The 13428-nt window shown below is 40.4% G+C and carries 15 protein-coding genes; 11 read left to right on the top strand and 4 right to left on the bottom strand.

Annotated features, from left to right (window positions below; genetic code table 11):
- From METTI_RS06235 to METTI_RS06215, 5 genes are read left to right on the top strand one after another with little or no spacing between them, the layout of a single operon-like run.
- Positions 1 to 816, top strand: a complete 816-nt coding sequence (locus METTI_RS06235) for an energy-coupling factor transporter ATPase (protein ID WP_023844974.1) — start codon at positions 1 to 3, stop codon at positions 814 to 816.
- On the top strand, positions 801 to 1634 hold the full coding sequence (locus METTI_RS06230) for an ATP-binding cassette domain-containing protein (RefSeq protein WP_023844973.1): 834 nt from the start codon (positions 801 to 803) through the stop codon (positions 1632 to 1634). The genes METTI_RS06235 and METTI_RS06230 overlap by 16 nt, the downstream gene beginning before the upstream one ends.
- Positions 1627 to 2397: an energy-coupling factor transporter transmembrane component T family protein gene (locus tag METTI_RS06225; protein ID WP_023844972.1), complete on the top strand. Its 771-nt coding sequence runs from the start codon at positions 1627 to 1629 to the stop codon at positions 2395 to 2397. The genes METTI_RS06230 and METTI_RS06225 overlap by 8 nt, the downstream gene beginning before the upstream one ends.
- Positions 2398 to 2438: 41 nt before the next feature.
- Positions 2439 to 2792, top strand: coding sequence for an ArsR/SmtB family transcription factor (locus METTI_RS06220; RefSeq protein WP_156916258.1), 354 nt, complete (start codon positions 2439 to 2441; stop codon positions 2790 to 2792).
- On the top strand, positions 2789 to 3928 hold the full coding sequence (locus METTI_RS06215) for an SO_0444 family Cu/Zn efflux transporter (protein ID WP_023844970.1): 1140 nt from the start codon (positions 2789 to 2791) through the stop codon (positions 3926 to 3928). Before METTI_RS06220 ends, METTI_RS06215 begins: the two co-directional genes overlap by 4 nt.
- Here METTI_RS06215 and METTI_RS06210 read toward each other — a convergent pair.
- From METTI_RS06210 to METTI_RS06195, 4 genes are all read right to left on the bottom strand, one after another.
- A complete protein-coding gene (locus METTI_RS06210; protein ID WP_023844969.1) occupies positions 3911 to 4141 on the bottom strand; it encodes a hypothetical protein in 231 nt (76 codons plus the stop codon). The two genes, METTI_RS06215 and METTI_RS06210, sit on opposite strands and share 18 nt — an antisense overlap.
- 135 nt (positions 4142 to 4276) lie before the next feature.
- Positions 4277 to 4822: a molybdenum-dependent transcriptional regulator gene (locus tag METTI_RS06205; RefSeq protein ID WP_023844968.1), complete on the bottom strand. Its 546-nt coding sequence runs from the start codon at positions 4820 to 4822 to the stop codon at positions 4277 to 4279.
- A 14-nt stretch (positions 4823 to 4836) separates the two neighbouring features.
- A complete protein-coding gene (locus tag METTI_RS06200) occupies positions 4837 to 5043 on the bottom strand; it encodes a helix-turn-helix transcriptional regulator (protein WP_048135878.1) in 207 nt (68 codons plus the stop codon).
- Between the two features lie 23 nt (positions 5044 to 5066).
- The gene (locus tag METTI_RS06195; RefSeq protein ID WP_048135877.1) at positions 5067 to 5462 is read right to left on the bottom strand and encodes a hypothetical protein; all 396 of its coding nucleotides are present in this window, start codon (positions 5460 to 5462) and stop codon (positions 5067 to 5069) included.
- A gap of 165 nt (positions 5463 to 5627) precedes the next feature.
- On the opposite strand from METTI_RS06195, the gene wrbA reads away from it, so the two are divergent.
- The 6 genes from wrbA to METTI_RS06170 all read left to right on the top strand — a co-directional run bounded on the left by wrbA (position 5628) and on the right by METTI_RS06170 (position 13419).
- Positions 5628 to 6245 carry an NAD(P)H:quinone oxidoreductase gene (wrbA, locus tag METTI_RS06190; RefSeq protein ID WP_023844965.1) on the top strand — a complete coding sequence of 206 codons (618 nt, stop codon included), beginning with the start codon at positions 5628 to 5630 and terminating at the stop codon, positions 6243 to 6245.
- 111 nt (positions 6246 to 6356) lie between these two features.
- Positions 6357 to 6779: a hypothetical protein gene (locus METTI_RS15090; protein ID WP_052324315.1), complete on the top strand. Its 423-nt coding sequence runs from the start codon at positions 6357 to 6359 to the stop codon at positions 6777 to 6779.
- Positions 6758 to 7027 (top strand): hypothetical protein, encoded by a 270-nt coding sequence (locus tag METTI_RS15085; protein ID WP_052324314.1) that lies wholly within the window; start codon positions 6758 to 6760, stop codon positions 7025 to 7027. The genes METTI_RS15090 and METTI_RS15085 overlap by 22 nt, the downstream gene beginning before the upstream one ends.
- 66 nt (positions 7028 to 7093) lie before the next feature.
- The gene (locus tag METTI_RS06180) at positions 7094 to 7555 is read left to right on the top strand and encodes a hypothetical protein (RefSeq protein ID WP_023844964.1); all 462 of its coding nucleotides are present in this window, start codon (positions 7094 to 7096) and stop codon (positions 7553 to 7555) included.
- Between the two features lie 154 nt (positions 7556 to 7709).
- Positions 7710 to 9053 (top strand): hypothetical protein, encoded by a 1344-nt coding sequence (locus METTI_RS15080; RefSeq protein ID WP_023844963.1) that lies wholly within the window; start codon positions 7710 to 7712, stop codon positions 9051 to 9053.
- Positions 9054 to 9195: 142 nt separating this feature from the next.
- Positions 9196 to 13419 carry an alpha-2-macroglobulin family protein gene (locus METTI_RS06170; RefSeq protein ID WP_023844962.1) on the top strand — a complete coding sequence of 1408 codons (4224 nt, stop codon included), beginning with the start codon at positions 9196 to 9198 and terminating at the stop codon, positions 13417 to 13419.
- Positions 13420 to 13428: the final 9 nt, after the last annotated feature.

The following is a 13428-nucleotide window of genomic DNA, read 5'->3' as shown; positions in this document are numbered from 1 at the left end:
ATGATTCAAATAGAAAACCTGAGTTATCGGTACCCAAGTGGCACACTGGCCCTTGATTCTATAACTCTGAACATCCGCAAAGGTGAATTTGTAGCCATTGCCGGAAAGAATGGTTGTGGTAAATCAACCCTGTTGAGACATATTAACGGACTTTTACTACCTACCGAAGGTTCCGTGTCAGTAAAAGAAATGGATACTTCAGATAAGTCAAAACTTCAGGATATTCGCAGGATAGCAGCAATGGTATTTCAGGATCCTCAATCCCAATTCATTGGAATGACAGTTGAGGATGATATCGCATTCGGTCCTGAAAACCTTAGTCTTCCATCTTCTGAGATCAAAAGACGTGTATCCACAGCACTTGAATCTGTTGGGATGTCAGCATATAGGCACAAAACTCCCAGGACTCTCAGTGGCGGTCAGAAACAGAAAGTTGCTCTTGCTTCAATTCTTGCAATGGAGCCGGAGGTAATACTTTTTGATGAAGTGACCTCCATGCTTGATTCTAAATCCAAAAAAGACATACTTTTCTTGTTAAAACAGTTGCATGAAGCAGGTTCTACTATAATCTATGTGACTCATCTTGTTGAGGAACTTGTCCTTGCAGACAGGCTGTTGCTAATGGAAAATGGTCACATAATCCAGAATGGAAATCCACGGGAGATTATCGCGAAGATAAGTTCTGGCAGTTTTGGTTTTGATGCTCCTCCAATTATTGAATTATCAAAAAAGCTCCTTGATGCCGGAATAATTCCTCCTTCCTTTTTACCTTTATCAAAAGATGAACTTCGGGAGGCTTTATGTCGATTGAAGTGAAGGATGTCAGTTTTTTCTATAACAAAGGTACATCCCTTGAAAAAAAGGCTCTTGATAAGGTAAGTTTCTCTATTGAAAAGGGTGAGTTTATCCTTATTACCGGAGAGGTAGGTTCAGGAAAATCAACTCTTATCCGTCATTTAAACGGGTTGGTAAAACCACAAGCCGGTTCTGTAAAAATAAACGGGCTTGATTCTACAAATAAAAAGCTGCGTTCAAAAATTGGCCTGTTAATGCAGTATCCACAAAGGCAGCTTTTTGGAAAAACCGTCTTTGAAGATGTTTCTTTCGGACCTTCAAATTTTGGTCTGAAAGGTGATGAGCTTAAAGAACGTGTAAATGAATCTCTCATCCTTGCAGGTCTCAGTCTGGATATCAAGGACCTTTCACCATTTTCCCTTAGTGGTGGCCAAATGCGTCTTGTCGCTCTTGCAGGTGTTCTTTCCATGAGGCCTGAATATCTTGTTCTTGATGAACCTACATCAGGTCTTGATCCTGATAACAGATCATCTCTTTTCTCAACTCTTAAAAAGCTTCATAGTTCAGGAATCTCAGTAATTGTAGTATCGCATCAGGTAGACCATTTTCTTCCATTTGCTGATAAGGTACTTCTTCTAAATGACGGCTGCGTTGACTTTTGCGGAAGACCTGAGGATTACCTGAAGTCAGTGTCTTTTCCTATTCCTGATATAAGCTCCCTGATGAAAGAATTACAGGAATGCGGGTTTGATGTAACCAATAATATTTGTTCTGTAGATGATGCTTTCAATGAGATTATAAGGTTTTTCAAATTAAAAGAGGTGCATGAGAATGAATGATCTTTTTCTCTCTTACGTGCCGGGCAAATCTTTCCTTCATGGGCTTGACCCGAGGACAAAGATAGTAGGACTGATGGCCATTAGTTTTTGTATTCTCAGAGTATCATCCGTTGAAATAATGGCATTGCTGGCTGTTATTTTTGTAACAATCATAGTTGCTTGTCAGCTTCCTGTCATTCATTTCGTAAGGTCTGTGCGTCCAATGATTCCTTTTTTCTCATTCATATTTCTCATGCAGGTTCTATTCACAGAAGGAACACCTGTTTTTGAATTCGGATTGCTGAAAGGCAGTTACGAAGGATTTCTCCATGGAAGCATCCTTTCTTTGAGATTTATTTTCCTGATCCTTTTTGCCGCTCTGGTAACAGCCACTACTTCACCTGCCGGAATTACTGCAGGTGTTGAAAGGCTTCTCAGGCCTTTGCCATTAAAATACATGGGAATATCCTCTCATGACCTTGCAATGATGATGTCACTATCTCTTTATTTTGTACCAATGTTGTTTGATAGTTTCAGGGATCTCAGGGACGCTCAAATCTCACGTGGATTGGATATAAAAAGGGAACCTGTAAAAGCCATCATGTCTCTGACCGTTCCGCTTGTGAAGATGTCTTTAAGGTCTGTTGATGAAGTTGCTCTTGCCATGGAAAGCAGATGTTATACCGGTGTTTCACGCAGTTCCATGTATGTTCTGAAATTCAGTTTTATGGATTATGTATTGTTTATTTTCTATCTCGTCCTGTTATTTTTTATTTGTATTTGAAAAAGGGTCACATTGATATATGAACATGTGTTCATATGTTCATGGACAATTCAGAACATGTTTGTGCAGATTCAACTTGCCTTGACGACAGAGTCAGGCACCTTCCTTCAGAAGATTCCATTTATTCAATGTGCAAAATATTCAATGCACTCCAATGCACAACCCGCCTGAAGATACTTTTTCTTCTGTTGCAGGGTGACCTTTGTGTAAAAGCAATTGAGGATTCTCTGGGACTCACCCAGTCTGCAATATCCCATAGTCTGAAAAACCTGAGGCAGCTTGATCTTGTAAGGGTCAGGAAAGAAGGCCGGTTTGCTGTTTATTATCTTGCGGATCAGCATGTTGAATTACTGGTATCCATGTGTCGGGAACACGTTGAGGAGGTTAAAAAATGACGTTTATCGATTTTATTTTCTCTGTTGTGCTGGGAATTCTGTCAGAGTCATGGGGTCTGTTTGAAGAGGCTGCACCGTACCTTTTCCTTGGATTTGTAGTTGCAGGACTACTGCATGCGCTTGTTTCCGATGAGAAAATCCTCAAATATCTTGGTAAATCCGCAGGTAAGTTCAGATCGGCTTTGAATGCTTCAATTATTGGTATTCCACTACCGCTTTGTTCATGTGGTGTAGTTCCAACCGCACTTTCACTAAAGAACAGGGGTGCAACAAAAGGAGCAACTCTTTCCTTTCTCATATCAACTCCTGAAACAGGTGTTGATTCGATTGCCATTACATACGCTCTTCTTGATCCCATTATGACAGTTTTCCGTCCAATTGCCAGTATGACAACGGCATTGTTTACAGGACTTGCAGAAAACATAATTGGTGAGAAAAGGGAGTCAAAGAAATCTCTCTTGTCATCGGAAAACGGTTCAATTGCTTTGATGCAGGCTCCTGCATGCAGTGATTCATCATGTTCATGCCACTCTGAAACAGATATTGATGAAAATGCTTCCATTCTTATCAAAATAAAAAAAGCTCTGAAATATTCCTTTATAGAGCTTCTTGGTGATATTTCAGGTTGGCTTATGGTAGGTATCCTGATTGCCGGGATTATATCCTTTGCAATCCCGGATGAAATGGTAGGTGATTATCTTGGAGGTGGAGTTTTCTCTATGATTCTCATGCTGGTAATAGGAATTCCACTTTACATTTGTGCAACGGCTTCAACTCCGCTTGCTGCTGCCCTTGTTTCAAAAGGAATGAGTCCAGGCACAGCATTTGTATTCCTGCTGGCTGGTCCGGCAACAAATGCAGCCACAATTACTATGGTAACAAGATTCCTGGGCAAAAGAAGTGCAGCATTGTATCTTTCAATGATTGCAGTATGTTCACTGGCTTTTGGATTGCTGCTTGACATGATTTATTTCAGACTGGGCATTGAAGCTTCATCTATTGTGGGAAATGCAAGTGAAGTGCTGGATCCAATGGTAAAAACAGCGTTTGCACTATTGCTAATTCCTTTTATAATCAATGGTATCTATAAACAAAGAAAATTGAAGAAAGGTAAGACTTCATCTTCTACGATGTAATTCTCTGGAGAGGACTTCTGTCATTTTCTCTTTGAATTCATCAATTACGATGTCAGCTTCTTCATCAAAGTTTTGTTTAGTATGCTTAGCTTTAATATCGTCGAAAACTTCCGGCTCTAAATCTTCCTGGGTGGGAATTGCCACAATTTTCCCCAGGGTGTCACCGTTTTTGATCTTGCCGTTCTCCCACGAAAAATCTCCTTTACTTTTCATGATTCCCGTCCCGAGTAAAACAACAAATATCAACAATTTGATTGTTATTCTTGTTTCTAACCAGAATAATATGTGTCTTAAAAGTATATACTGTTTTTGAAAGGTTAAATGTTAAATTTAATCCCTGATGTTCTCTTATTCCTGTTTTTGCACTTTTCCGATAAGAACTTCCGTTGACTTGATTATTGCAAATACACTGTCTCCTTCTTCTATACCAAGTCTCTCTACAGCTTCGGAAGTTATAATTGAAGTAAGCGCAGATGGATCGATTTCCAGTTTCACTTTGGCAACAAGACCTTCTTTTTCAACACTTACGACCTTTGCAGGAATTTTATTACGAGCTGAAATGGCAAGACCCAGTTTTTCCCAGGACCCTTCATCTTCCATTGTATTGTTGATGAATTTCCTGTTCATCTCATATTCTTTTATAAGTCTGCGGCCTTCGTCTGTAAGAAAAGTTCCCTGGCTTTTCCCACCCCTCACAGTTGTTACTACATCCTTTCCAAGTCTCTCACTTATTTTATTGAGGACATTCCATGCATGCTTGTAGGATATATCCATTTTCATGCAGGCTTTTCGAAGTGATTTTTCTTCATCGATTGTCTTGAGAAGTTCTACTTTTCCACCGCCAATTATTGGTTTTCCATCCTCTGTAAGCCAGACTTTTGTTTTCGCTTCCATAGTTATCTCCAAGGTTATTTGAGATCAGATTCATCAAAGATGAACAGTTCATCTATTGTTGTCTCAAGAGTTATTGCGACTTTATATGCAAGTTTTAGTGAGGGATTATATTTCCCTTTTTCCAGAAAACCGATGGTTTCCCTTCTTACTCCAACTTTGTTTGCAAGGTCTTCCTGGGTAAGGTCATATCTGGCCCGGAGTTCCTTGATCCTTGTCTTCATCTTATCATCCTGCATTTGTGGATTTATTCTATATCTCCTTTCCTGAAAAGATACCATTGGATTCCTTTTGCAGTTACAGGCATTGTTATCATGAGTATTGCCAGTACTTGCTTGACCGTCAATTGTGTAATTTCAAATTCATCTATCCAGAATAGCAGGGATATCAGAACGAATGTTATGAGCCATGAATATGAAAGTCCGTAAGCACCGATTTTGATAGTCCTTTCATCTTTTACAGGGCCGTTGCGATATCTTCTTGCTTTTACGAATGTTATAAAAATAACAATTGTACCTATGTTTACAAGACCGATTCCTGTTTGCTGATACTCTTCAACCATTGCGATTAAAGATATTCCTGCGACAATAAGGACTAAGGCAAGGGCATAGGTTGTCTTTGTGTATTTTTCCAGTTTTTCCATAAATATCACTGTAGTAATTATGTCTAATTCTAACATTATGTTATGTATTGCTCTTATTATGAGAACTATATCTAACATCAATTATTTATAACCTTGGTTTCAGTTGAAGCTGCCGAAAATTATTTGTACAGAGTAAATTCCATATTAGGGTTGTAGGTGGGAATAATGAAAATTAATGTTATTTTTTATAGTTTGTACGGACACAACTACAGGATGGCTCAGGCTGTTGCCGAAGGAGCCAGGGAAGTTGAAGGCGCAGAAGTGGGACTTTTCCAGATTCAGGAAACTTTTACTGCTGAAATTCTCAAAAAAATGGGTGGTACTGAATCCAAAAAGAGCTTTGAGCACCTCCCGGTTGCAACAGTTGATAATCTTTCCGAAGCAGATGCCATCATCTTCGGAACTCCAACAAGATTTGGAATGATGGCCGCACAGATGCGAGCTTTCCTTGACAGGACAGGTGGCATCTGGTCCCAGGGTGCACTTATCGGTAAAGTGGGCAGTGTTTTCACATCCAGCAGCACTCAGCACGGTGGTCAGGAATCTACAATACTGAGTTTCCACACAACGCTGCTGCATCATGGAATGGTTATAGTAGGTGTTCCGTATTCAGAGACAAGACAGTCAACACTTGATGAGATTACAGGCGGAAGTCCGTATGGTGCTTCCACAATTGCAGGCAGCGGTCCCGATACCAGACATCCAAGTGAGAATGAGCTTGGAATTGCGAGGTTTCAGGGCAGGCACGTTGCGGAGATTACGAAGAAGCTGGTTGGTGAATAATACCAGACATTTTTATGGTTCATGTAATCATCAAACAACATCTTAACTATTATATTTTTTATAACTATTATCTGCAAAAGTTCATATTGATTCAAGTGTTTAATATGTTCTATGAAAGAAATGAAGATTAAGTCTATTTTGATTCTCTCTATTTTATTTTCACTGGTGCTGGTAGGCCTGATCTATGCTGGCGACTTCCTTAATGATTCCAATAAGCAGGAAGCCAGCGATGATCCTTACTATACCTTTGGAGGATATGGGGAACTGTTTATCTCTGATAACGGGTCGGATGGACTTATTATAGGTTCAAACCCTGAAATGGAGTTCCTTAGCTATGAATATCTCACAGAGAATTCGAATGTGATTCTCATAGGTACTGTAAAAGAGATTCTCCCAAGTAAATGGAATACTGTAGATGGAAAAAGACCTCATGATTCTGTTGATGACTTCGAATGGTATGATATGATTTACACTGATGTTGTGATAACTGCTGATGAATATTTAAAAACCCATTGCCTGAAGATGAAGTTATAGTTAGGGTTTTTACAGGAACAGTTGGCAATGATGTCAGTACTGCCGATTATGAAGCTTCATTTCAGCCGGATGAAAAGGTTTTTCTCTATTTGATCGAGGATGAGTGGGAGTACACAAAGGACCTTGGACCTGATCACTATTTTACTCTTGGCTCGATTCAAGGGAAATTAACGTTAAATGATGATGGAAACGCCGTAGGTGTACATGGAACTATAAATCAGAAAGAATTAGTCGAAATGATTTCTTGATAGAAAAATCAGTATATATAGAGTAATTAAAATACAGTTAGCAGTATTTTTAGGGGCAGGTTGGTTATGGGAGCTTTTAATAAAACGCTATTTTTGTTCCTTGCTATTTTCCTCATATCATCTATCTATTACGTAACTCCGGTTGAAGTGGAAGGTGTGGTTGAACACAAAGTTATCAATGGATATTATGGAAACACCTGCGAGAGCATATTCAACGCACCACATCCTGGTGAACCATGGATACTTGTAGACAATAAAGACTTTGAACAGTTTTTCACTCAAGATGATAAGGATGTGTATGTAACTGGTTCACTGAAAGAGCTCTTGGTACGGAAATATTCGAATGTTGATTACTGCGTTGGAGTAAGGCTCATCTCTGATGACTCTGCAAATGATGTTTTTGAAGGTGAGGCATACACTTATTTAGTCAGTCTGGAAGATTTCAACAAAGTGAAGATTGGTGATGGAATAAAATACAAAGTATCACGGTATCGTTTTGCTAGAATTGACAAGATCACTGTTCTGTAGATTTAAAATGTGATATCTTTGTTTTTGTGGCTTTGCAGAAACCGATTGAATTTTTCAGTTGGATGGATGACCATAATTAATTTAAGCAATAATCTAATTTTTATTGTATGATGATGCGAACTATTAGAATTGTTTTCTTTTAACATTGGCATTGATGATTGGAATGAACAAAATAACAAATCACTTGATCTTATGTTTTCTTTTATGCAGCTCACTCTTTTTTTCAGGTTGCATCGCAGATTCAACAGATGGTTACGTCATAGAATCAACCAATAATAAAAGTGCTATCGCAATTGCTGATCTCGATGGTTCTGGTATCACCAACATATCTGTCTTTAATGGGATGAGTGGTGATTCAGGCACAATAGAAGACAGGGCAACAATAGGGAAACTGATTTCTCATCTGGATCAATACTCCTTTGAAAAAATGGACGACCAAACTGACCGAGGTGGCTTCCGTTATTCTATGGATTTTTATGATGACTCCGGTAAGATTGCAGGAATAACTATTGTGGGGGAGGACATGGTTAATATCGATAATGTTTATTATCAGGTCGATGGCACGCCTATCAACATAATTTATGTTCAGGAACTTATTGAATCCGGAATAGTTTCAGATGAAGAAACTGTAAAGAAAACTAATCTCCATGTAAGTTCCCTCATAAATAATTCTTCTGACATTAATAAAATATCAATAAAAAACGGATTTAGTCTGGAATCAAGTGTTATAGAGAATTCAACAAAGATTAAAGATGTAATTTCCTACCTTGATGAATATCCACTAGAAGCCCCTTCAAATGACTTCCTTTTGAATGGATATCAGTACTTTATTTATTTTTATACAGTTAATGGCGATGTTTCCAGGGTTTGCATAGTAGACAATAACACAGTGCAAATTGATAGGGTTCTTTATGAAGTAGATAGTCAATCAATAGATTTAGCTGAGTTTAAAAAATTAATTTCTTCTTCTTCTTCTTCTAATTCTGCATTAACCCCGGGAAATGATGGTTTGAATGTAGGCATTTCGATATCAATGGAAGCTTTAAGCATCGAAGATTTAGTTTCCCAGTCAGACATCATAATTGCAGGAACCGTTACAGGTGCTTATCCCTCAAGATGGAATACTGCGGATGGGCAGAGACCTGACAAATCTAATGATGAACTGAATATTGGAACTGAAGATATGATATATACTGATATTGGGGTGCATGTTAACAAATATCTAAAAAATCCATTGGACACAGGAGATTTGCAAATTACAATTGATGGCGGAACGGTAGGTAATGATTCTATCTGGGTTGAGGATAGTCCATCATTTGAATATGGTGAAAAAGTCCTGCTTTTTTTGAATTGGAAATCCGGAAGGGATGAAATGACCGTTACAAGCGGTTATCAGGGCAAATTCACAATGATAAACGATACAACAGCAGTAAGGGGCGATGGAGTGTCAGTGAGTATTACTGAAATGTATGATCATTGGGAAATAACAGAAATTTAACTTTTATTTTCCAATTTTCAAAATCCACCTGCGTCCCATAACATAACTTCAAACATCTTTGAAGTTTAAGCAAAGTATATACATTCCTATTCCCAAACTCTGTAATAAGAAACATAAGACTCTAAGTCTGGAGTGGTTAAAATTGAACTTAAAAGGGAAAAAAACAGGCTCGTTAATAATTATAGTATCGTTGTTTGCAGTGATAATTTCAGGTTGTGTCGGAAGTGATGATCTTTCTTCCAATATAGCCGGTCAGTGTGGTGGTCAGGTAGCTTCATCAGGTGATGAGTTTCTGATACTTGCACCAAAAATGCTCTTTTCAGGCGGTGAAAGCTCAATCACCATGGCAGCTTTCTCAGACAATGAACCGGTTGAGCGGTGTGTTGAATATACTCTTACCGATGAGAACAACAACGAGATAAGTCTTGTACAGGCATCAACATCAGAATCTGGAAATGTCGTTGCTTCCTTTGAAGTGCCCGATGTTGAAGAAGGAACTTATACACTTACAGCAAAGCCCACAGGTTATGATACAGAATTTGAGGCAACAGTAACAGTGGTAAATAACAACCCTCTGTTCATAGAAACCGATAAACCAATTTACAAGCCGGGACAAACAATTAACGGAAGAATTGTTTCCCTGAACAACAACCTCGTACCTGTTCAGGAGGATATAACCGTTGAAATAACAGATGCAAAAGGTATCAAGGTCTTCAAGGAAGAATTAAACTCAAATGAGTATGGTGTTGTTTCCTTTGATCTGCCTCTTGCATCAGAATTGAACCTTGGTACGTGGAAAATAACTGCAAAAGCCGGTGACTCTTCTTCCATGGTTGACATCCAGGTGGACAAATATGTACTTCCTAAGTTTGATGTTTCACTTGAAACCCCGCAGGAATGGTTCCTTGTATCTGATGAAATTACAGGCACCGTTTCAGCCAATTATTTCTTTGGAAAAGTAGTTGAAGGTGATGTTCTTGTGGAGGCTTCACGCTATGTTGGTAAGTGGGAACAATACGCAACTTTTTCCGGCACACTTGAGAACGGTTCAATTGAGTTTGAGCTTCCTGAAGTAGAATACGCAGCCGGGACATACGGTGCAGGTGGACAGGCAAGTCTCATGCTCAATGTGACTGTAACAGACACAGGCAATCACAGTGAATCCACAAACAAGCTTCTGACAATTGCAGAATCTCCGCTTGTTATCCAGCTTATTCCCGAATCAAGTACAATAAAACCCGGAATGCCTCTTCAGGTTCTTATTGTTACAAAAGATCCAGGAGGAAATCCTGTTGATGCTGAAGTAACAGTAGAGACTGGTTTGAGAAATGACACTTATGATTACACAAGTGACGAGTTCACCTTGAACACCGAAGGCGGTGTTTCAATGCTTGAACTGGATATTCCTGAAAATAGTACAAGTCTGGACATTTCAGCACATGCAGACGATGCCTGGGCTAGTGAGTATCTGTATGCAGCTTACTCTCCAAGTGCCAGTTTCATTCACATCACCCAGACAAGTGACGGAGTGCCGGAAGTTGGTGACACGATTTCATTCCACGTCTATTCTACAAATCCGGGAACTGTATTCTATGATGTGTTTGCCAATGGAAGAACAGTTTATTCAGCAACAAGCGATGAAGCTGATATTAGCATTCCAGTAACGCCGCAGATGAGCCCACAGGCAAAGGTTGTTGCTTACATGATAAACCCCAACAGCGAAGTTTCAGTGGATGTGCTTCCATTCGATGTAGAATTCTCTACTCAGGTTGACTTTTCCAGCTCATTCAGCAGTGAATCCGCTGAACCGGGGGATGATGTTACAGTTGATTTCGATACAGGCAGCAAATCAATGATTGGATTCTCCATAGTTGATGAGTCAGTCTATGCTCTCAGCGAAGGCAGGCTCAATCTCAAGCAGGTCTTCGATGAACTCGAAATTCGTTTCATGGAACCTCAGGCAGAATCACATCCAAGGTACATGATAGGTGCTTATGATGCTCTTTACAATGAGGGTGTGGTAGTTATGTCATCGCCGGGAATTGATGTTCCTGAATCTCGAGACGTTTATCAGTTAACAGGTCGTGAAGTTGTTATTGACGGTGCAAACTTTGCAGGTTTCATGATGGATGTAGATGAAGAAATGGGTGAAGAAATGCCCGCAATGGCAATGGAAGCAGATTCGGCAAAGAGCGTAACAGTGACAGATAGTGCTGACGATGGCGAACTTGCCGAAGTGCAGCGTGTGCGTCAGTTCTTCCCAGAAACATGGGTTTGGATGCCTGAACTCCTCACCGATGAGGATGGTCTTGCAAGTGTTGACCTGAATGCACCGGACAGCATCACTACATGGAGATTGCATGCAGTTTCAACCGGACCGGAAGGAATTGGTATTTCTGAATCCAGCCTCACGGTTTTCCAGGACTTCTTCGTTGATCCGGATCTTCCATATTCTGTGACAAGGGGAGAAGAATTCCCTGTACAGGTACAGGTCTACAATTATCTTGATACTGAGCAGGATGTCAAGCTCACATTAAGCGGTGCCAACTGGTTCAAAATCATCGGTGATGATGTCCAGACGGTCACCGTGGATGGAAATGGTGCGGGATATATCAGCTTTACAATCAGTCCTACGAAAGTTGGAAAACAGATCGTTGAGATAACAGGCCAGACAACAGAAAGAGCCGATGCGGTGAGAAAGGACATCATTGTTGAAGCTGAAGGTACAACCCGTGAGATTGTTGATAACGGAGTACTCAGTAGTGGTTCTGTGGAGCTTGATACAACACTTCCGGCAGACATTGTTTCAGATTCAGAGAAGATTCTTGTGAGTTTCACTCCAAGTATTGTTGCCCAGAGCATAAGCGGTGTGGACGATCTGCTTGGTATGCCTTATGGGTGTGGTGAACAGAATATGATGCTATTCTCAACTGACGTTGAGGTATTGAGATACCTCAAAGCAACCGGACAGGATAATCCGGAAGTCCGTGCAAAGGCTGAGATGTACATAATAACAGGGTACCAGCGTGAACTTACATACCGCCACAGCGATGGCTCCTTCTCAGCATTCGGTGAAAGTGATGAAAACGGCAGTCTATGGCTAACTTCATTTGTGCTGTCCCAGTTCAGTGCTGCAAGGGATGTTACCACAATTGATGAGAATATTCTTTCTGAGGCTGCAGACTGGATAGAATCCTACCAGCAGGAAGATGGTTCATGGGAGCAGGTCGGTTTTGTGATTCATCAGGACATGATGGGTGGTGTTAGTGGCACTTATGCTCTTACAGCATACACAACCCTTGCACTGGAGGAATATGGTTCAGCGAACCCTGTTGTCATGTCAAAAGCCCAGCAGTACCTTGAAGATAATCTTGCAGGCCAGGATGATCCTTATGCTCTTGCAATCGGAACTCTTGCATTGCAGAAACTTGACAGTTCTATGGCTGATGAAGCTCTTATTGAGCTGCTGGCAATCTCAAAACAGGATGAAGATGGTATGTACTGGGGATATGGTGACGGTGATGTCAGACTCCCATACGAACACGGTGGCTATGGATTTATAGCTCCTTCAAGCAAGAATGTGGAAACAACTGCATACGCTACCCTTGCCCTCATCGAGGCAAATAACCCATCAGCAACATCATCACTGAAATGGATTGCTGCACAGCGTAATTCAAACGGTGGTTTCTCAAGTACCCAGGATACTGTCATGGCATTCAGAGCTTTGATGAGTGCAGCAGCATCTGCTGGGAGGGATATCGATGCAACAGTTCATGTGATTGCTGACGGTACAGAAATAAGTTCAGTTGAAGTGAATCAGCAGAACTTCGATGTTGTCCAGATAATTGAGATTCCTGACGATGTATCAACTGTCACGCTTTCACTTGAAGGCACAGGCGACCTGAACTATCAGCTTGTGAGGCGTTTCAATGTCATTCTCCCGGATGTCGTTGAGCAGAATGAGATTGAACTTGATGTCGAATATGATTCAACTGATGTTTCAGTTAATGATATTGTAACAGTGAACGCTCACATCAAGTACAACGGAATCACCGGTATCGATGGCACTACAAGTTCAAGTGGTATGATGATAGTTGACCTTGCTGTCCCGACTGGCTTCAGCCCTGTAACATCAAGCCTTGAAGCAACAAAAGCATCAGAGGAAAAGATAACCCTCTACGAGATCGCCGGAAGGAAAGTTATTTTCTACATTGATGACATGCAGGCCGGAGAAGAACTGAACTTCAGCATGCAGGTACAGGCTCTCTTCCCGGTGAAAGCTGTTGTGTCAGAGAGCAAGGCTTACTCGTATTATAATCCGGAGGTTGTGGCTGAGGTGAAGGGAATGAATGTGACTGTAGTTTGATCGAAGAAA

It is taken from the genome of Methanolobus tindarius DSM 2278, assembly GCF_000504205.1.
Classification (GTDB): domain Archaea; phylum Halobacteriota; class Methanosarcinia; order Methanosarcinales; family Methanosarcinaceae; genus Methanolobus; species Methanolobus tindarius.
This window is presented reverse-complemented; position numbering and strand designations above follow the sequence as displayed.